This is a genomic window from Arenibacterium halophilum (assembly GCF_005938225.1).
GTDB classification, from domain to species: domain Bacteria; phylum Pseudomonadota; class Alphaproteobacteria; order Rhodobacterales; family Rhodobacteraceae; genus Arenibacterium; species Arenibacterium halophilum.
The window spans coordinates 389,529-409,018 of sequence record NZ_VCPC01000003.1; the positions used below are offsets into that span (position 1 = coordinate 389,529).

Genomic DNA, 19,490 nt, shown 5'->3' on the forward strand with positions numbered 1-19,490 from the left:
ACGGCGGCTGCCATCGCTTGCCCCTTGCATGTATCATGCGGCACATCAGGGATAAACGCGAAAGCCGCGACTGCGGTTCCATGCGCGCCGTTTCGCGCGCGATCCGGGCACCGGCGTCTGTGCCGTAGCGGCAGATGCGCGGATCGTTTGACAGATGGCCGTTTTATCAATCAAAACAATAAAATGTCCTATTTCGACAACATCCGGACTTTCGTGCGCGTTTACGAGCTTGGCTCGATGTCGGCCGCCGGGCGCGATCTGCGGATTTCGCCTGCGGTCACCTCGGCCCGGATTTCGCAGCTGGAATCCTATTTGAACGTGCGGCTGTTCCAGCGCACGACGCGCAGCCTGACGCCAACCGAACAGGGCAAGGCGTTCTACGATGGGGCCTGCGGTGTGCTCGAAGCGGTCGACAGCGCCGAAGCGCAGGTGACACGGCTGACCGAGGCGCCGCGCGGTTCCCTGTTCGTCGCGGCACCGCTGGGGCTGGGTCGGCGGTTGATTGCGCCGCTCGTTCCTGAATTTTTGGCCAAATATCCCGAAATCTCGGTGCGGCTGCGGCTGACGGATCGCGCCGTGGATCTGACGGGCGAAGGTCTGGACCTTGCATTTTTCCTGGGCCAGCCCGCCGACAGCACGTTGCGCATTCGCAAGATCGCTGACTGCCGCCGTGTGCTCTGCGCTGCCCCCGCGTACGTCGCCGCACGGGGGATGCCGCAGGACGGGGCGGCGCTTCTGCGCGAGGCGCACAATTGCCTGAACCTGCGCTACCCCGGGGCGCCCGAGTTCCAATGGCTGCTGTCGACCCCGGCGGGCCCGCAGAAATTCGCGGTGACAGGCCGCAGCGAGTGCGACGATGGCGATGTGCTGACGCAATGGGCGCTTGCCGGAGAGGGTGTCGTGTTAAAGCCCCTGTTCGAGGTCGCGGATCATCTGGCGGCTGGCCGCTTGGTGCCGGTGGCCACCGCGACACCGCCCGTGGATGTCCAGATGGCTTGCCTCTATAGCCACCGGCGCCTGCAGGACCCCAAGACGCGGCTCTTCATGGATTTCGCGGCTGGGCAACTTGGCTTGGCGGTTCGGCGACTTGACCCCGGAACCGACCTGAGCGCGATCACGCCGAAAGTCGCAAATTGAAACAAATCTAACCAAATTTTATTTGCGTCTGGGGCGCGCCCGTGTATCCACGCATTTCCGTATTTTACCAGTTGGGATGGGCCTTGAATTGATTGCTGACCCTCATTCCGATCAGGCAGGCCGTCTGGCAACTCTGCAATCGCTCGACATACTTGATACCGAGGCAGAGGCCGAGTTCGACGAAGTCGTGGCCTTGGCGTCACGTATCTGCGAAACCCCCATTTCGTTGATCAGCCTCGTCGCGGAAGACCGACAGTGGTTCAAGGCCCGCGTTGGAATGGCCGATCCGGAAACCGGGTTGGATAAATCCATCTGCGCCCACGCCATTTTGGAAGATGGGTTTTTCGAGGTCGAAGATACGCGCAACGATCCGCGGACCGTGTCGAATCCGCTTGTAGCAGGCGAACCGAACCTGCGGTTTTACGCCGGGGCGCCTCTGGTGGCGGAAGACGGGCTGCCGATGGGGATGCTGTGCGTGTTGGATGACAAGCCGCGCAAGCTGACCGAGTTGCAGCGCGACACCCTGCGCGTTCTGGCGCGGCAGGTGATGCGGCAGATCGAGCTGAAACAGGCGCTGAAACAGCAAGAGACCCTGCGGGCCGAGATGGATCACCGGGTCAAGAATTCGTTGCAGACGATCGCCTCTTTCGTCCGGCTTTACGCGCGTGGCGTCAGCGACCCGGCGGCCAAACCGGCGCTGGAAGCGATCCAACGGCGCATCGACGCCACCGGCGCGCTGCACGAAGAGCTGCAGAATTCTGTCACCGGCAGCGTGGTAAACATCCAGACGTTCCTGAGCCGGGTTTGCAGCCACCTTCAGGCCGCTGCAGGCGGGCAGGTTGTTATCGTGCAAAGCTGCGAGGCCTTCCACCTCAGCCACGATCAGGCCTCGGCCATAGGGATGATTGTCAGCGAATTCGCCGCCAATTCGCTGAAACACGGCTTTCCGGAGGGCGCCGCTGGTGAAATCGCCATCGCGATCGAAAAGACGGTGGATGGGCATCAGCTGATCTGCCGCGACAACGGTCTTGGTTCAAACGGTGCCGCGCTTGTGGCGCCGCCATCGCGGATTGGCGGGCTGGGGCAAAGCCTGATGCAGGCTGCCGCGGCGCAGCTGGGCGGCGAGCTTGAAACCACGCTTTCGGCGGGCGGCAGTTATCTGAAAGTCGCGTTCTGACGGCTTTCGAAATGAAAGGCAGCAGGGGTATTCACGTTGCGATTTTCGCCCGGGCGATGCGCGCCGGACCTGTGTCATGAATCCCCGACACAGGCCCGGTATCGTGAGTGGAGGCCAGTTTATAAGTCGGCCAAGTGGACCATAGCGCGGAAAATTCCATCCGTCGACATCGCGTTCGTCGCGTGACGGAAGGGCATTTGCGCCGTTGCCTATTCGAAAGGTTAGGGTGCTTCGGCCGCATGTCCATGGCTGGCTGCCAAAGCCGCAGCACTCTCCGCCCAGATCTTTGGCAATGCGGCAAGATTTGCCGGGCTGACCGCTTCGCCGCGCTTCAGTTTGGATTCGATGTCGCGGAGCGATTGTCCCATTGCGACAAATCCAAAGGTGCCACAGCTGCCCGCGCAGTTGTGAATGCGTGCTCTCAAATCGGGCACGTCGGGATCAAGGGCCGCCAGTACCCGGATTTCCGCGCCGGTATCCTGCAGAAAGCGCGCTATCAATCGATCGCGTTCTTCGGTGGGCATTGCATCGTCAAGATCGGCCAGCACTGCCGTATCCAGCAGCGCCAACGGCGCGGGAGGAGCGGCGGGCCGGGGGGCAGGAAGTTGCGCAAGTGTTCGCGTCAGCGTCGAACGGCTGATCGGTTTGCTGATGCAGTGATCCATCCCGATGTCGCGAAACCTGGCGGTTTCCTCTGGCAGGGCATGAGCGGTGACAGCAATGATCGGTGCCCGGTGCGATCCGCCCCCGGCGGCGCGAATGCGCTGCGCGGCTTCTGTCCCGTCCATCACGGGCATCGAGATGTCCATCAGGATCGCATCGAAGCAACGGTTGATGGCCATCTCGACCCCGGCGCGCCCATCCGTTGCTTCGGTCACCCGGTGCCCCATTGCATGCAGCATCTTGCGCAAAACAAACCGGTTCACCTCATTGTCCTCGACCACAAGTAAGTCCAAGGGTGTCGCCTTCGACACGCCGATTGGGGCAGAGGTTGCGGGTGTATCGGCCAGTTGCCCGGCTGGCAGCGGCAGGCACAAGCTGAACGTGCTGCCCTTTCCAAGTACGCTTTCGGCCGTGATCTGCCCGCCCATCAGATCAGACAATCGCCGCGCGATTCCCAGGCCAAGCCCGGTGCCGTCGGCCTTGCGGGCATAGGATGAATCAAGTGTTTCGAAATCGCGGAAAATTCGCTCAATATCGTCGGGAGCAATGCCGATCCCGGTATCGGATACGCGAAAGATGACCCTGTCGCCCGGCCCTTCGGCCCGCTGTGCCGTAATCGTGATCTTGCCGCCGCGCGTGAATTTGACAGCATTCCCGACAAGGTTCAGCAGCACCTGGCGCAGGCGTCGCGGGTCACCCTGTACAATATCTCTGGGCGCACCAAGCCAGTGCCATGCCATGTGGTTCCCGTTGGCGGTGGCCATCGGCGCTGCCGTCGACAGGATCCCATCCAGCAACGGCGGCAGCGCAAACGAGCAGCGTTCTGCCTGCAATTTTCCGGCCTCGAACTTGGCAAGGTCCAGCACGTCATTGGCCAGCCCCAGCAGCATCTGCCCCGAATTGTGCATCCGTTCCAGCAACTCGGCCTGCCGGGGCGGCAAGTCTTCATCCTGCAACAGCTCCATCGTGCCGAGCATTCCGTTCAGCGGTGTGCGCATCTCGTGGCTGGTGATGGCAAGGAATTCGGCCTTCGCGCGTTCCCCGGCAAGAGCTTTGTCGCGCGCTTCCGTCAGCGCGGCTTCGTCCGCCTTGCGGCGGGAAATGTCACGAATATAGGCCACGAACACGCGGCCGCCGCGCGCGTCGGCGACATCCAGTGATATCTCGACCGGAAAGCGGCGCCCGGCGGCGTCGATGGCTGTGGTTTCCAGCCTGCGCTCGGCCGTCAGGGCCTGACGTTGCCCGGTCAGCAGCGCCGTGCCCGCGTCACGCAGGGCGTCATGGCTGTCTTCGGGAAGCACAATATCGAAAATTGTGCGGCCGATGGCTTGATCGCGCGGCCGGTCGAAGATGCGCGTTGCGGCTGGGTTGAATTCGCGAATGCGCCCGGCCGGATCGGTCACGATGATGGCATCCAGCGCTGTATCGACGATGATCTGTAACTGCTTGGCCGCGTCCTGTACTGCGCGGGTCTGCACCTCGGCCAAACGGGCAAGATGCAGCAATTTCAAAGCCAGCAGCCCCAGCCCGGCGACCAGAAGACCCAGCACCGACGATATCGCGATCAATGTGCGCAGCAGCCCGACACGGCGCTCATCTGCCAGTTGAGACGAATTTGCCAGCCCCGCCAGCGTCAGCGCGCGGACATCGGCCGCGCGTATCTCGGCCTGTTCTGCCAAAGGCGGCAGGGCGGCACGCAGGGTGTCATCGGCCCCGTCGATCAGCGGCACGGTGGCGTCAAGAAAGCTGCGAATGCGTTCCAGCGGTGCCTGAAAGTCGGCTGACGCCCCGATGCGGCGATAAAACGCTCCGCGCGACAACGTGTCGATGCGGCTGTAGAAAATGTCGAACCTGCGCCGGACAGTGGCGATTTCAGCCTTCCTCTGCACGGCCTTTTCGATCGCCAGCCGGAAATGCGCGAATTCCACGTCGCTTTGCGCGAGGGTGAATTCGAGGTTGTCGGAGTTGGCAGCCGATACGTCGTCGATTTCCTGGAGCAGACGCCAGGACAGGCCGGCCACGATACTGATGCACAGAGTCAGCCCGAAGACCGCAAGCACAGTGCGGTATTTCGATCCGGCAGTGGGAGTCCGGGCCTTGTCCACGATCCTGCAACCTCTGTCAGGTTGGCCGTGGCCAACCGGCCCGGCCTTGGGGCGCCGGGCCGGGCGTGTGTCAATTCTCCACGACTATACGGTCCAATTGCCAAATGCTTCGTGAATAGATCACTTCGCTTTGGTACTCGGGGTGCGTATCATAGGGGTAGACGATCCATAGCGGGCCCTTTCCTCTCACCGACATGGGTTCACCGTTGTTCAGGTAGGCAACGATCGGGCCATCATCGACCCAATCCTCGCGCGGGATGGCAACGGTATAGTCATTGATCGCCGTAGCGTTCAGGCTGTCGCCCGTGCCCGCCACGGCATCCATCAGACGCGATAGGGGCACGCCGGTGAAGGTCTGTTCACCTTCGGTCCAGATCGTTTCGGTTTCGATGGTCACCGCGCCTAGCTGTTCCAGCATCGCGCGGTCGAACCGGGCGGTTTCACCGCCGTTGGTAACACTGATCGCGCCCGACACAGTTAGCAGAACCTCGCCCGTCGGTGTGGCCAGATCGGCGGCCCATAGGGGGGCCGCCACGCAGGCGGCGGATAGCGTAGCGATGGAAGCGAACCGGATTTGGAACATGGCATCCTCCCGTTTGGTTGCAGGAAGATCATCGCACAAATGGCGCGTCACGTCAGAGGATCATACGGACAATTCGACCTATCCAAAGGGATAGGCCGGTCTCAGCCTTTGCGTTCGACCAGCGAAGACGACGGTGCGCTGTCGGGGTCGATTGCGCGCAGGCGGTAGGCAGGTGCCTTGGGCAGCCAGTCTGCAAGCAGATCCTGCAGCGCGACGAGAGGGTCCGCAGCGTAATCCACGCGCAGGTCCACATCTTTCAGATCGTCCTGCCCCAGCACCATCACGGCCGAGGATTGCAGCGGGTCAACTTCGCTGCCTGCGGCTTCGCCCGCGCGCAGGGCCTTTACGAGCCGCCAGGCCAGCGGGCCTTTCTCCGCCTCGAACGTTTCGATCAGCGCTGGCAACACCTTGTCGGTGCCCAGAAAATTACCCAACGCAAGACTGTTGGCGCCGGTCAGCCCGCCGCAATGGGGCAGGCAGCTGGCGCCGGTCAGGTGCACCGCCTCTCCGGTGGCGGGCAAAACACCCAGCTGGCGCCAGTGGGGCGCCACGGCGGCGGCCTGCATGGCGTCCAGGGTTGCCTGTGCCGACCCTGTCTTGCCCCAGGAATCAACCCCGACGCGGTGCAGGCGCGGATCGGTGCGGGCCTGTGAAAACACCACGCAGCCGTCGGTTACCGCGCCGACGCGCGCGCCGACACAGACCGACGATGTGGTAACGGCAAACCCGATTTGGCCCGTCTCGGGGCAGCGCCCGGCGATAGAGAATGTCATTCCGGCACCTCGACCCCCGTTTGCGCGGTGATCGGTCCGTAATGTTCGATCCGGCGATGGCGCGCGAAATCGAACACCGAACGGCGGATATAGGCGCCGAGGTCCAGATCGCAGGCGTGGGTGATGACCTCGTCATCTTCCGATACCGCGTGGGCCACGGTTTCGCCCGTGGGCGCGATGATGGCCGAGCCGCCGATCATGGCGAACCCGTCTTCCGATCCGCATTTCGCTGCCGCCATCACCCAAGCACCGTTCTGATAGGCGGCAGACTCAAGGCTCAGGCGGTTGTGGAATTCGCGCAGATGCGCCGGTTCGGGGTGGTGGATGTTGCGGGTGGGCGTGTTGTAGCCGAGCATGAACACCTCGGCCCCGCGCAGCGCCATGACGCGGAACGTCTCGGGCCAGCGGCGGTCGTTGCAGATGCACATGCCGAACCGGCCCGAAGGCGTTGCAAAGGTGGGGAAGCCCAGATCGCCGACCTCGAAGTACCGCTTTTCCAGATGCTCGAATTCCAGATCGCCGATGGGATCGGCGGTGCCGGGCAGGTGGATTTTGCGGTACTTGCCCAGGATCGTGCCATCAGGCCCGACCAGAACCGAGGTATTATAGCGGTGGACTTGCCCGTTTTCGGTGCATTTCTCGGCGTAGCCAAGGTAAAACCCAATGCCAAGCTCGCGGGCGAGATCGAACAGCGGCACCATCGCGGGCGAGGGCAGGCCCTCTTCGAAGAACACGTCATATTCTTCGGGCGTGTCATAGATGTAGCGCGGGAAGAACGTGGTCAGCGCCAGTTCGGGAAAGGTCACCCAGCGCGCGCCGCGGGCATGTGCCTCGCGCAGCATCTCGATCAGGCGGGCGACGACCTGCTGCCGCGTGTCGGCCAGATGCACCGGCCCCATCTGCGCAACTGCAAAAATTTCCCTGCGGCTCATCCGTCTCTCCCGTCATGTGGTCAATTCATTGCTAGACGGGCGGCATATCACTGTGAAATAAATTTGAGAGGCAGTCGAATAAGTAAAGGTTATACTTGTGATCAATGCGCGTCAGCTGGAAGTGCTTTCAACCGTGATCGAAGTGGGCACCACGGCCCGCGCGGCCGAACTGCTGTCGGTCAGTCAGCCGGCAATTTCCAACATGATCCGCCATACCGAGGATCTGGTGGGATTTGCCTTGTTCCGGCGCGAACACGGGCGGTTGGTGCCGACACGCGAGGCGCTGCACATCGCGCAAGAGGCGCAACATCTCTTCATGCAGCAAAAGCGCGTCGACAACATTATCAACGAGTTGCGCGGCGGCACCATCGGGCGGCTGAGCATCGTGGCGACTCCGTCGATTGGCCATGGTATTCTGCCGCGTGTGCTGGCTGATTTCATGCGCTCACGGCCCCGGCTGAACCTGTCGATCGAACTGGGCAGCGTCGATGAAATCATTCGGCGTCTGGTCAGCGGGCGGGCCGATCTGGCCTTGTCGATTACGCAACCAAGGCATTCCGCCCTGTCGGTGCGGCAAATCGGCGAAGGACGGTTGATGTGTGTCTGTCCCGCCGATCACGAGCTGGCCCTGTCCTCTCGAATCGCCGTGACCGACCTGAACCATGTGCGCCACATCTCTTACGCCAGTACCACACCGCTGGGGCAGGCGGTGGATGCGGTGTTTTCTGCGCAAGGCCTGGAACGGCGCTATTTCTGCGAGGTGCGCCACACGGCCACAGCACTGGAAATGGTGCGCAGCGGGCTTGGCGTGGCGCTGGTGGACAGCTTCGCCCTGCTGGGGCCGGGCGATCCCGGCGTGGTGGTACGCCCGACGACCCCGGTGCTGCCAATGGAGATGTATGCCGTCACCTCGAACCTGTTCCCCACCTCGAACCTTGCGATCCAGTTTCAGGACTTCATGGCGGGCGCCTTGAAAGACGGGGCCGAGCAGCTGGCAAATTGATGCCCGATTCATATAATTTAGAATTATACTTGCGGGGCGATTTTTAATTTCATTGTTTTAGGCTCCCGTGCGTTCATCGGGCCATCGCGCTTTCTCCTGCGGCGTGATGTCAAACCTGCTGAACCGGGGCATTCATGACCACACCCATTCTTTCCGTCCGCAACGCCGTCAAACGCTATGGGCAGGTCCATGCACTGGACCATGTCGATCTTGACGTGGCCGATGGTGAATTCCTGACGCTGCTGGGGCCGTCGGGGTCGGGCAAGACAACTCTTCTAAGCGCGATTGCCGGGTTCATCCGCCCCGACGAGGGCTCGATCCACCTGCGCGACCGTGAAATCACCGCCGCTCCGCCGGAACAACGCGATTTCGGGATGGTGTTCCAGGGCTATGCCCTGTTTCCCACCATGACGGTGCGCGACAACGTGGCCTTTCCGCTGAAAGTGCGCCGCCGTCCCGCCGCCGAGATCGCGGCGCGGGTAACGGAATGCCTCGCGCTGGTGCAGATGGAGCAATACGCCGACCGGATGCCGCAACAGCTCTCGGGCGGGCAGCAGCAGCGGGTCGCACTGGCGCGCGCCCTGTCGTTCAAACCGCAGGTGTTGCTGTTGGATGAACCGCTGTCGGCCCTCGACAAGAAGCTGCGCGCCGATCTTCAGTGGGAGCTGAAGGCGCTGCACGATCAGCTTGGCGTGACGTTCATCTATGTCACCCACGATCAGGACGAGGCGCTGTCGATGTCGGACCGCATCGTGATTCTGCGCGACGGCAAAATTCAGCAGCAGGGCGCCCCGGGCGAGTTGTACAACCGCCCGCGCACCGCTTTTGTTGCCGATTTTCTGGGTAAATCGAACTTTATCGATGTCAGCGTTTCGAGTGAAGCCGACGGCGTGTTCCACTGCCAGGCCAAGGGCGCGCAATTCGAGGTGGACGCCAAGGGCGCCTCGGCCAGCCAGGTGTCCCGTGTGGCGCTGCGCCCGGAGCGGCTGCGGCTGGCGGAACCGGGGCAGGAATTTCTGCCCGCGACGGTGAAACAGGTCAGCTATCTGGGCGAACGCTGCCAGGTGATCGTGACCCACGACCAGCTGGGAGAGCTGCTGGTCTCCTGCCCGACGTGGAAAACCGGGATCAACCCGCGCGCCGGGCTGCCCGTCAGCATCGGCTGGGACAGGGACGCCTGCGTGCCGCTGACCAACGATTAAGCCGAACGAAACAACAAGAACCAGACCAACAAGGAGAGAACTGTGACTGATACAACGGATTTCGAAGCCAAGCGCGATATCGCGGATATCGCTGTTGAACGTTACAAGCAGGGCCGTCTGACCCGTCGCGGGTTCGTCGCGGCAATGGGCGCGCTGGGCATCCTGCCCGCGCTGAACAGCAAGGCCTTTGCGCAGGCGAATGAAATCGTCGTCGTGAACTGGGGTGGCACCGCCAAGGACGTGCTGCAAGAGGTTCTGTGCGACACCTACACCGAACTGACCGGCATTCCGGTCGTGGTCGACGGCTCGGGCCCCTCGGCGGGCAAGATCCGCGCCATGGTGGAAAGCGGCGCCGTGGTCTGGGATCTGTGCGACAGCGGCGCAGGCTCGGCCATCATCCTGGAACAGCAGGGTGTCACGCAGCCCATCGACTACTCCATCGTCGACAAGTCCAAAGTGCTGGAAGGCACCGCCTACAACAACGGCGTCGGCAACTATGTCTATTCCTATGTTCTGGCGACCAACCCCAAGCTGCTGGGCGGCAACGTGCCCCAGAACTGGGCGGACGTGTGGAATACCAAGGACTTCCCCGGCATGCGGACCTTCCGCAAATCGGTGCGCGGGATGCTGGAAAGCGCAACCATGGCGCAGGGCGTGCCGCTGGCCGAAGTCTATGACGTGCTGGGCACGGACGAGGGCATCAAGGCCGGCATCGCCAAATTCCGCGAGCTGCGTGAAAACATCATCGTCTGGGGTTCGGGCAGCGACAGCCAGAACCTGTTCCTGCAAGAGGAAGTCGCGATCGGCAACATCTGGTCGACCCGCGCGCATCTGCTGAAGGACCAGATGGACGAAGGCAGCTTCAATGTCAGCTTCAATGGCGGCGTCATCGCGCCGGGCATCTGGGTGGTCCCGAAAGACAACCCCGCCGGCACCGAGGAAGTGATGAAGTTCATTGCCCACGGCCAAAAGCCCGAGTTGCAGGTCAAGTGGCTGGAAATGATCGGCTCTGGCCCGATCAACCCCGAAGCCGCCCCACTGGTCCCGGCCGAGCTGGCACCGTGGAACCCGTCGAGCCCGGAAAACCTGGCGACCCAGATCCTCTACAAGGACGAATGGTACGCCAAGAACCAGGTCTCGGCCGAAGAAATGTACGTGGATGCGCTGATCAACTGATCGGCCCATCGGGTCCGGCCGCGCAGGCCGGACCCAACCCATACCGTCAACGCCCGGAGTTCCGATGTTCCGAAACAGCGACAAGATGCGCTATTGGGCCCTGATCCTGCCGGCGCTGGCGATCATGGTGACCTTCTATATCTTCCCGGTGCTCGGCATCTGGGAAATCGCCTTTACCGAGCCGACGACCGGCGTCGGCAATTTCGTGCAGATGGCCGAGTCAAGCGCCGTGCGCACCAGTTTCATCCTGACCTTCCGGGTCGCGGCCATCACCACGCTGGGCTGCCTGATCCTGGGCTACGTCGTGGCCTATGCCATCAGCAACTTCGCCGGGAAACTGACGCCGCTGATGCTGGCGCTGGTGATCCTGCCGTTCTGGGTGTCGGTTCTGATCCGGTCGTTTTCGTGGATCGTGCTTCTGGGCCGCTCGGGCCTTGTGAACGACACGCTGCGTGACACTGGCCTCATAGACAGCCCGCTGCGGCTGATGCACAACGAATTCGGCGTGCTGGTCGCGATGATCCACGTCATGCTGCCCTTTGCCATCCTGCCGATGCTGACCAATATGCGCGGCATTTCCGACGCCTATGTAAAGGCCGCGCGTGGCCTTGGCGCCAGCGAATGGACGGCCTTCCGGCAGGTCTATTTCCCGCAGACGGTGCCGGGTGTGATGTCGGGCGCGCTGCTGGTCTTCGTGCTGTCGCTGGGGTTCTATGTGACGCCCGCGCTGCTGGGCGGGGGCCGGGTGCTGATGATTTCCGAATACATCACCTATCAAATCCAGGAATTCCTGAACTGGGGCCTTGGCTCGGCACTGTCCGTCGCCCTGCTGATCGCCACCGCGCTGGTGCTGCTGATCGCCGCCCGTTTCGTCAACCTGCGCTCGGCGCTGTTGGAGCGCAAGTGATGCCCCTTTCGACCTTCCGCATCTTCTTTCAGACCGGCGCATGGCTGATCGTCGCCTTCCTTGTACTGCCCCTGCTGGTGGTGGTTCCGGTCTCGCTGACCGACACCAGCTATATCGGGCTGCCCAAGGAACACCTGTCGCTTCAGCACTATGTGAACTACTTCAACTCGCCCGAATGGCTGCACGCCACCTGGACAAGCATCTGGATCGGGCTGGTGGTGGCGACCTGCGCGTCGGCGCTGGGCACGTCCTTTGCCATCGGTTGCTGGTTCCTGTCCGACAAGGCCTCGGCCATCGCGCGCTGGGTGCTGATCACGCCGATCCTTGTGCCGCCGGTGGTGCAGTCGCTGGGGTTCTATCGCTTCTGGGTGAAGCTGGGGCTGATCGACACCAGCGCGGGCGTGATCCTGGCGCACACGCTGCTGGCGCTGCCCTATGTCTCGATCTCGGTTTTTGCGGCACTGGCGAACCTTGATCGCAATATCCCGCGCGCCGCGCGCAGCCTTGGCGCCTCGGTCTGGCAGACAGTTCTGGCCGTAATCGTGCCCGCCGCCAAGCCCGGCATCCTGACCGGATTTGTCTTTGCCTTCATCGTCAGCTTCGATGAAATCGTGGGTGTGCTGTTCATCACCGTGCGCCGGGTCACCACCCTGCCGAAACAGATCTGGGAAGGCATCCAGGACAACATCGACCCGACCATCGCGGCGGTCGCCACCCTGCTTGTGATCCTGACCCTGATCGTCACCGCCATCGGAGCCCTGCGCCGCACATGACCCGCACGCTGCTGAAGAACGCCCATTACATCTCGCACGAGTCGGGGCTGCCCGAAGTCCGCGCCGGGCATATCGCGATCGAGGGTGACAGGATCGCCGCCATCGTGCCCGAGCTGTCGGGGACCGAGTTTGCCGATTTCGAGCCGCTGGATTTCAGCGGGCGGCTGGTGTCGCCGGGGCTGATCAACTCGCATACCCACGCCGTGCTTCTGGTGCTGCGCGGCACGGTCGAGGATATCGAGGGCAACCTCGTCTATCAGTACATGGTGCCCGCGTCTTACTTGCTGGAGCCGCAACAGCGCGCAGCCATCGCGCGCCTTGCCTGTGCCGAGGCGATCCGCTCGGGCACCACGACGATGGTCGATCCGCTGCGCCACGTTGCCGACTACGCGCCTGCGATGATTGAAACGGGGATGCGCCTGTGGCTGGCCGAAAGCTGCGCCGATGCGGTCACCACCGAGGTCGGGCGCGGCACCTACCGGTTCGACCGCGACTTTGGCGAAACCTTCCTGACCCGCACGCGCGACCTGATCGACCGCTTTCACGGCGCCGAAAACGACCGCGTGCGCGTGATGATCGCGGCCCATGCGCCCGACAATTGCAGCCCCTGGATGCTGGGCGAGTTGAAGGCGCTGGCGCAGCAGCACGGGTTGCGCCGCACCGTCCATCTAAGCCAGATCATCAGCGAGAAGCAGCAGGTCGAGGCGCTGCATGGCTGCACCTCGACCGAGTACCTTGACCGGAACGGCTTCCTTGGCGACGACCTGATCGCCGTGCACTGGACCTTCTGCAACGAAAGCGATGTGGCGCGGCTCGCCGAAACCGGCACATGGCTGGCGCATTGCCCGGCTTCGATGTCGGCCAAGGGGCCGCATCCGCTGCCGATGAAGGCGATCCTGGATCACGGCGTGAAGATCGTGATCGGCACCGACAACATGACCGAAGACATGTTCCACGCCATGAAGATGGCGATGACGCTGCACCGGGGCGCCTATGGCCGCGCGGTGACGCCCGCGCCGCAGACCGTGTTCAACTATGCCACCGTCAATGCCGCCCGCGCGCTGGATCACTCCGGCATCGGACAGATCGCACCGGGGATGAAGGCCGATCTGGCGGTGTTCAACCTGATGACGCCCGCGATGGCGCCGCGTCTCTCGGCCGTTTCGAACCTTGTGCATTACGGCCACCCCGGCGTGGTGACCGATACGATGGTCGATGGCCGGTTCCTGATGCGCGACGGGCAGCTGACCACCATCGACGAACCCGCCGCCATCGCCGAGGCGCAGGCCGCGACCGATTCCATGTGGGCGCGGTTTGCCGAGCAGGAAAAAGGCGTGCCGCTGCCCGCCACCGACCTCGCGTGACAAGGAGACACTCGTGACATTCTCGATCATCGGCCGTTGCGCCCGCACCGGCGCCTTTGGCGGCGCGATCACCACCTCTGATCTGGCGGTGGGTAGCCGCTGCCTGCGTCTGGCTCATGGCAAGGGCGCGATGCTGTCGCAGCACCGCACCGACAGCCGGCTGGGCGATCTGGGGATCTCGCTGCTGGCGGCAGGGGAAACCGCGCAGGACACGGTGTCAAAGGTCTCGGCCTCGTCCTCGGCCATCGAATGGCGCCAGATTGGCGCGCTGGATGCGCGGGGGCGCGCGGCGGTGTACCACGGGCGGCGGATGTATTCGATCTATACCCATTCCATCGGCAAGGATTGCCTTGCGCTGGGCAACATTCTTGCCAATGACGGCGTGACCGATGCCATGGCCGCCGCCTTCGAGGCCGCGCCCGATGCGCCTTTGGGTGAACGGCTGGTTGCCGCGCTCGAAGCGGGCCGCGATGCCGGGGGCGAGGTGCTTGGCCCGCTGCGGTCGTCCGCCGTGCGGGTGACGGGCGAACACGGGATCGACGCGGTGGACCTGCGCGTGGACATATCGGAGGAAACGGCGGTCGAGGATTTGCGCGCGCTCTACGATGCCTATGCCGGCCGCGCCGACGCCCTGCGCCGCGTCGCGCTGGAGCCTGACACGATGCCGGTGCTGCGGTCCCTGTTCGAGGCCAGCATCGACCGTATCGCCGAACTGGGGCTTGAGGCGCGGTTCCCCACCGCGCGCCACCGCGACAGCTGGACCCTGCGGGACTAGCGCGATGCGGGGACAGTCGGTTTACTGGGATCAGATCGACGCACCGGCGCCCACCCCCGCGCCCGAGATGCCGCGCGCAGTTGACGTGGCGGTGATCGGCGCGGGCTATACCGGGCTGACGGTGGCTATCCACCTTGCGCGCGCCGGGCGCCGCGTGGCCGTTCTCGACGCGGGCCGGATCGGGGCGGGCTGTTCATCACGCAATGGAGGCATGGTTGGCCCCAGCTTCCACAAGCTGGGTTCGGCGGGTTTGCTGGCCCGCTATGGCGAGGAAAAGACGCTGGCCCTGATGCGCGAGGGCATCCTTGCGCTGGACCATTTCGAACAGTTCGTCGCGGACGAGGGGCTGGATTGTGACCTGCAAATGCGCGGGCGGTTCCGGGGCGCGCGCACTCGCGCGGATTACGAATCGACCGCGCGCGAATGCAACTGGTTGGGCCGCAACCTTGGCCTGCCCACCGACATGGTGCCGCAATCCGACCAGCGGGGCGAGATCGGCAGCGACTTTTACCGGGGCGGCGTGATCTATCACCGCGACGGCGGTATCCATCCGCGCAAGCTGGTGCTGGAACTGGCGCGCAAGGCCGCCGAGGCCGGGGCGCTGCTGCTGCCCGACTGCGCCGTTTCCGCCATGCGGCGCGATCTGAAAGGGGTCGAGTTGATGACCGCGCGGGACGTGCTGCGCGCGGATGAGGTGGTCGTCGCGACCAACGCCTACGCCGACAGCCGCACGCCCCAGATGGCAAAGCGCATCGTGCGCATCGAAACCGCCGCCGTGGCAACGCCAGAGCTGTCGCCCGAGCTGATGGCGAGCCTGACGCCCAAGGGCCGCATGTTCGGGGAATCGGGGCGCATCTTCATGTGGTTCCGCCCCACGCCCGACGGCAAGCGGTTCATTTTTGGGGGACGGATCGGCGGGGCGGGGGCGTCACCCACTGCGCGCAAGGCCGCGTTTGCCGCCTCGGTCAAACGCGTGTTTCCACAGCTGGACCCGGTTGAATTCGACCACGCGTGGTCGGGTTACGTCGCCTATACCCCCGATCACAGCCCGCATCTGGGGCAGATTGACGATGGCGTCTGGATCGCGGGGGGGTATTGTGGCTCGGGCGTGACGCGCAGCGTATACTTCGGTGCAAAGCTGGCGCGACGGATGCTGCGCCAGCCCGGCGGCGAAACGGCCTTCGACGATTTACCATTTTCGCCGGTGCCCTTCCGGCCCTTCGCGGGGCTGGGCGCGCGGGCTCTCACCCGCTGGTACGCCTGGCAGGACGCCCGCGACCTGCGCCGCCGCGACACGGATTGACGAAAGGACAGGATGATGGAGTTCGACACGGTGATCCACGGCGGCACGCTGGTCACGGCCAGCGAAACCGCCAGGGGCGACATCGGCATCCGCGACGGGCGCATCGTGGCGCTGGCCGAACGGCTGGACGGCGGCAACCGCCGCATCGACGCGGGCAACCGGCTTGTCATGCCCGGCGGGATCGAGGCGCACGCCCATATCGCGCAGGAAAGCTCATCCGGCATCATGGGCGCCGACGATTACCTCAGCGGGTCGATCTCGGCGGCGTTTGGAGGCAATTCGTCCTTCATCCCCTTTGCCGCCCAGCATCGCGGGCAAAGCATTGACGACGTGATCGCCACCTATGACGCTCGCGCCGCGCGGTCGGTCATCGACTACAGCTATCACCTGATCGTCACCGATCCGAGCGCCGAGGTGCTGGAGGATCAGCTGCCGCGCGCCTTCCAGCGGGGCATCACCTCGTTCAAGGTGTTCATGACCTATGACATGATGAACATCGGAGATGGCGGGATGCTGGACATCCTGACCGTGGCGCGCGCCCATGGTGTCATCACCATGGTCCACGCCGAAAACAACGACATGATCAAGTGGATGAACGCGCGGCTGGCAAAGGCCGGGCTGACCGAGCCGCGCTATCACGCGATCTCGCGCCCCGAGCTGGCCGAGGAAGAGGCGATCAACCGCGCGGTATCGCTGGCAAAGCTGGTCGATGCGCCGCTGTTCATCGTGCATGTGTCGACGGCCGGCGGCGCCGCCATCGTTCAACGCGAGCGGCTGGCGGGTACGCGGCTGTTTGCCGAAACCTGCCCGCAGTACCTGGCGCTGACGCGCGAGGCGCTGGATCGTCCGGGCATGGAGGGCGCGAAATTCGTCTGCTCTCCGCCGCTGCGCGATGCTGAAACGCAGGATGCGCTGTGGAGTCATGTGCGTGCGGGCACGTTTGACTCGGTCAGTTCCGACCATGCGCCCTATCGCTATGACGAGACGGGCAAATTCATGAACGGACGCGATATTCCCTATCCCAGGATCGCCAATGGGATGCCCGGGATCGCGGCGCGGCTGCCTTACCTGTTCTCGGAAGGCGTGGTGGGCGGGCACCTGTCGTTGCAGGATTTCGTGGCGCTTGGGTCGTCCAATGCCGCGCGCATCTTTGGCATGACGAAAAAGGGCGGGCTGGCGCCGGGGAAGGATGCCGACATTGCCATCTGGAACCCCGAGGCGACGCGCACGATGACGCTGGCCGGCCAGCACGACTCGATGGATTACACCCCGTTCGAGGGGATGGAGCTGACCGGCGTGCCCGAGGTGGTGATGAACCGGGGCGCGGTGATCGTCGAACACGGAGAATTGCGCGCGACAGAGGGGCAGGGGCAATTCGTCGCCCGCGCGCCCCACGCCCTGCGCGGCCCGGGCCACCGGGTCAAGGAACTGGACCCGGCCCGCAATTTCGGCGCAAGGATCGCCCCGGAATGAGCGCGCGCGGCCCCATCCTTGTCATCAACCCGAATTCCACGGCGTCGGTGACACAGGCCATCGCCGATGCGGTGGCGCCTTTCGCCACACCCACCGGCCCGGCGTTCGAAACTGTCGGCATCGCCAAGGGCCCGGCGACCATTGCCAGCATGGCCGACGCCGCGCAGGCCGCGCTGAACGTGGCCGAGGTGGTGCAGGCCCGGCCCGACGCCAGCGCCTATGTCATCGCCTGCTTTTCCGATCCGGGGCTGGAGCTGTGCCGCTCGCTGGTGGCGCAGCCCGTGCTGGGCATCCAAGAAGCCGGAATCCTTGCCGCCATGGGCCGCGCCGACCTGTTCGGGATCATCGCGCTGGGCGCGGCCTCGGTCGCGCGGCACCGGCTGCGCATCCGGCAAATGGGGGTGGAGTCGCGGCTGGTGGCGGAACTGCCGCTGAACAACGCCTCGGCGCATGACGTGGGCACGAATGACGATGTGTTCCAGCAGACACTGGCGCGCGGGCAGGAACTGAAGGAAGCCGGGGTAGGCGCCATCGTGCTGGGCTGCGCCGGGTTCTCGCCGCGCCGCGCGGCCTTGCAGGACAGGCTTGGCATTGCTGTGGTCGACCCGGTTCAGGCGGGTGCCGCCATGGCGCTGGCGGCGGTGATGGGGTAACCCTGCGGGCACTGCGCAATGGTCCGGCGCGTGGCTGACAGATGTGCGGATGGCCCCGCGCCGCCTCCGGCTTGCCATTGACGCGAGTCCGGCGATGACTTACACGTGCGACTCGAAAAGCGGGCGTTGTGTAGTGGTAAGACCTTAGCCTTCCAAGCTAATGACGCGGGTTCGATTCCCGCCGCCCGCTCCAGACTTCCCGAACCCGACCTGTACCACCAGCCCATGATGCAAGAGGTGGCACTGCGTTCATTCTGTGCATCTGCGCACGGGGTATCCGGGGGCCGGAACTTTACAAGAAGGCGCCGCCTGCGTATCCGAAACGCGGATGACACTCCCTCAGGAGCAATAGATAATGCGGTATTCGGCCATCACACTTCTGACTTTCGTGGCTTTGGCCGCATTGCCGATGCAGGGCGCACAGGCGCAGCAGCAACAAGGCGCGCCCGCTGTCACGGTGGTAACCTTGACACCGCAGGATGTCACGCTGACGGCGAAGCTGCCGGGGCGGGTCGCCGCCTCGCGCGTGGCCGAAGTGCGCCCGCAGGTCAGCGGGATCATCACCGAACGTCTGTACGAAGAAGGCACCGCCGTGGAAAAAGGTGACCCGCTGTTCGTGATCGACGCCGCCAGCTACGAGGCGCAGAAAGCCGCCGCCGATGCGGCGCTGGCGCAGGCGCGCGCAACGCTGAAATCCGCAGAACAGGAATCCGCCCGTCAGGAAGAGCTGCGCAGCCGCGCGGTATCCAGCCAGCAGGCGCTGGACGATGCCGTGGCCCAGCGCGACATCGCGGCCGCTGCCGTCAAGGTGGCCGAGGCGAATCTGCTCTCGGCCGATATTGACCTCGAGCGCGCGACGATCCGCGCCCCCATCGCCGGCATCGCGGGCCTGAGCCAGGCGACCGAGGGCGCGCTTGTCACCTCGGGGCAGGCAACCGCGCTGACGGTGATCCGCAATCTTGATCCGGTCTATGTGGATGTGACGCAGGCCGCCGCCGAAATTCTGCGCTGGCGCCGGTCCGGGTCGTCGGTGGAAGAGGCCGGGCAGGTTGTCACGCTGCGCTTGGCCGATGGCGAAACCTATGAACACGAAGGTCGCCTGTCGGCTGCCGAGCCGCATGTGGACGAAGAAACCGGCACCATCCTGCTGCGCCTGCAATTCCCCAACCCCGACGGGTTCCTGCTTCCGGGGATGTACGTTCAGGTCGATCTGCCGCAGGCCACGGTGCAGGGTGCGATCCTTGCTCCGCAGGAAGGCGTGACCCGCGACCGGCGCGGACGCCCCGTCGCCATGGTGGTGAACGCCGAGGGCAAGGTGGAAACCCGCGAGCTGGACATCCAGCGCGATCAGGGGGCCTTCTGGGTTGTGGGCTCGGGGCTAAGCGATGGCGACCGCGTCATCGTCGAAGGGCTTCAGAAGGTGTCGCCCGGCATGGACGTGACTGCCGAAGAGCGACCTGCCGCCTCTAACTGACCATCCAGGGCGCGATC

At 64.2% G+C, this 19,490-nt stretch carries 17 protein-coding genes and 1 tRNA gene; 14 read left to right on the forward strand and 4 right to left on the reverse strand.

The features are described from left to right. Positions 1–183: 183 nt before the first annotated feature. Both FGK64_RS15090 and FGK64_RS15095 read left to right on the forward strand, forming a co-directional pair. Positions 184–1,137, forward strand: a complete 954-nt coding sequence (locus FGK64_RS15090) for a LysR family transcriptional regulator (RefSeq protein ID WP_138864663.1) — start codon at positions 184–186, stop codon at positions 1,135–1,137. 88 nt (positions 1,138–1,225) lie between these two features. Continuing rightward, positions 1,226–2,314, forward strand: coding sequence for a sensor histidine kinase (locus tag FGK64_RS15095; protein WP_171054095.1), 1,089 nt, complete (start codon positions 1,226–1,228; stop codon positions 2,312–2,314). A 221-nt stretch (positions 2,315–2,535) separates the two neighbouring features. Here the strand turns inward: FGK64_RS15095 and FGK64_RS15100 are convergent, their stop codons facing one another. The 4 genes from FGK64_RS15100 to FGK64_RS15115 all read right to left on the reverse strand — a co-directional run bounded on the left by FGK64_RS15100 (position 2,536) and on the right by FGK64_RS15115 (position 7,370). Then, positions 2,536–5,082 carry a hybrid sensor histidine kinase/response regulator gene (locus FGK64_RS15100; protein WP_138864665.1) on the reverse strand — a complete coding sequence of 849 codons (2,547 nt, stop codon included), beginning with the start codon at positions 5,080–5,082 and terminating at the stop codon, positions 2,536–2,538. Positions 5,083–5,152: 70 nt separating this feature from the next. Continuing rightward, complete coding sequence (locus tag FGK64_RS15105) at positions 5,153–5,665, reverse strand: putative pterin-binding protein (protein WP_138864666.1); 513 nt, start codon at positions 5,663–5,665, stop codon at positions 5,153–5,155. Between the two features lie 101 nt (positions 5,666–5,766). After that, positions 5,767–6,438, reverse strand: a complete 672-nt coding sequence (locus FGK64_RS15110; protein WP_138864667.1) for a DUF1028 domain-containing protein — start codon at positions 6,436–6,438, stop codon at positions 5,767–5,769. Continuing rightward, entirely contained in the window at positions 6,435–7,370 is a 936-nt protein-coding gene (locus tag FGK64_RS15115; protein ID WP_210236582.1) for an N-carbamoyl-D-amino-acid hydrolase, read from the reverse strand. Before FGK64_RS15115 ends, FGK64_RS15110 begins: the two co-directional genes overlap by 4 nt. A gap of 97 nt (positions 7,371–7,467) precedes the next feature. On the opposite strand from FGK64_RS15115, the gene FGK64_RS15120 reads away from it, so the two are divergent. From FGK64_RS15120 to FGK64_RS15175, 12 genes are all read left to right on the forward strand, one after another. Next, entirely contained in the window at positions 7,468–8,373 is a 906-nt protein-coding gene (locus FGK64_RS15120) for a LysR substrate-binding domain-containing protein (protein ID WP_138864668.1), read from the forward strand. A 134-nt stretch (positions 8,374–8,507) separates the two neighbouring features. Continuing rightward, positions 8,508–9,575 (forward strand): ABC transporter ATP-binding protein, encoded by a 1,068-nt coding sequence (locus tag FGK64_RS15125; RefSeq protein ID WP_138864669.1) that lies wholly within the window; start codon positions 8,508–8,510, stop codon positions 9,573–9,575. A gap of 42 nt (positions 9,576–9,617) precedes the next feature. Further along, a complete protein-coding gene (locus tag FGK64_RS15130; RefSeq protein WP_138864670.1) occupies positions 9,618–10,751 on the forward strand; it encodes an extracellular solute-binding protein in 1,134 nt (377 codons plus the stop codon). 64 nt (positions 10,752–10,815) lie between these two features. Continuing rightward, complete coding sequence (locus tag FGK64_RS15135; RefSeq protein ID WP_138864671.1) at positions 10,816–11,658, forward strand: ABC transporter permease; 843 nt, start codon at positions 10,816–10,818, stop codon at positions 11,656–11,658. Then, positions 11,658–12,431, forward strand: a complete 774-nt coding sequence (locus FGK64_RS15140) for an ABC transporter permease (RefSeq protein WP_138864672.1) — start codon at positions 11,658–11,660, stop codon at positions 12,429–12,431. Before FGK64_RS15135 ends, FGK64_RS15140 begins: the two co-directional genes overlap by 1 nt. Continuing rightward, positions 12,428–13,795 (forward strand): amidohydrolase family protein, encoded by a 1,368-nt coding sequence (locus tag FGK64_RS15145; protein ID WP_138864673.1) that lies wholly within the window; start codon positions 12,428–12,430, stop codon positions 13,793–13,795. The genes FGK64_RS15140 and FGK64_RS15145 overlap by 4 nt, the downstream gene beginning before the upstream one ends. 13 nt (positions 13,796–13,808) lie before the next feature. Further along, a complete protein-coding gene (locus FGK64_RS15150; RefSeq protein WP_171054096.1) occupies positions 13,809–14,570 on the forward strand; it encodes a DUF1028 domain-containing protein in 762 nt (253 codons plus the stop codon). A 4-nt stretch (positions 14,571–14,574) separates the two neighbouring features. After that, positions 14,575–15,873, forward strand: coding sequence for an NAD(P)/FAD-dependent oxidoreductase (locus tag FGK64_RS15155; protein ID WP_171054097.1), 1,299 nt, complete (start codon positions 14,575–14,577; stop codon positions 15,871–15,873). Between the two features lie 15 nt (positions 15,874–15,888). Beyond that, positions 15,889–17,346 carry a dihydropyrimidinase gene (hydA, locus tag FGK64_RS15160; RefSeq protein WP_171054098.1) on the forward strand — a complete coding sequence of 486 codons (1,458 nt, stop codon included), beginning with the start codon at positions 15,889–15,891 and terminating at the stop codon, positions 17,344–17,346. Further along, positions 17,343–17,999 carry an aspartate/glutamate racemase family protein gene (locus FGK64_RS15165; protein ID WP_138864677.1) on the forward strand — a complete coding sequence of 219 codons (657 nt, stop codon included), beginning with the start codon at positions 17,343–17,345 and terminating at the stop codon, positions 17,997–17,999. Before hydA ends, FGK64_RS15165 begins: the two co-directional genes overlap by 4 nt. Before the next feature lie 119 nt (positions 18,000–18,118). After that, positions 18,119–18,192: transfer RNA gene (locus tag FGK64_RS15170), tRNA-Gly, on the forward strand. Positions 18,193–18,354: 162 nt separating this feature from the next. Beyond that, positions 18,355–19,473, forward strand: coding sequence for an efflux RND transporter periplasmic adaptor subunit (locus FGK64_RS15175; RefSeq protein WP_138864678.1), 1,119 nt, complete (start codon positions 18,355–18,357; stop codon positions 19,471–19,473). Positions 19,474–19,490 lie beyond the last annotated feature (17 nt).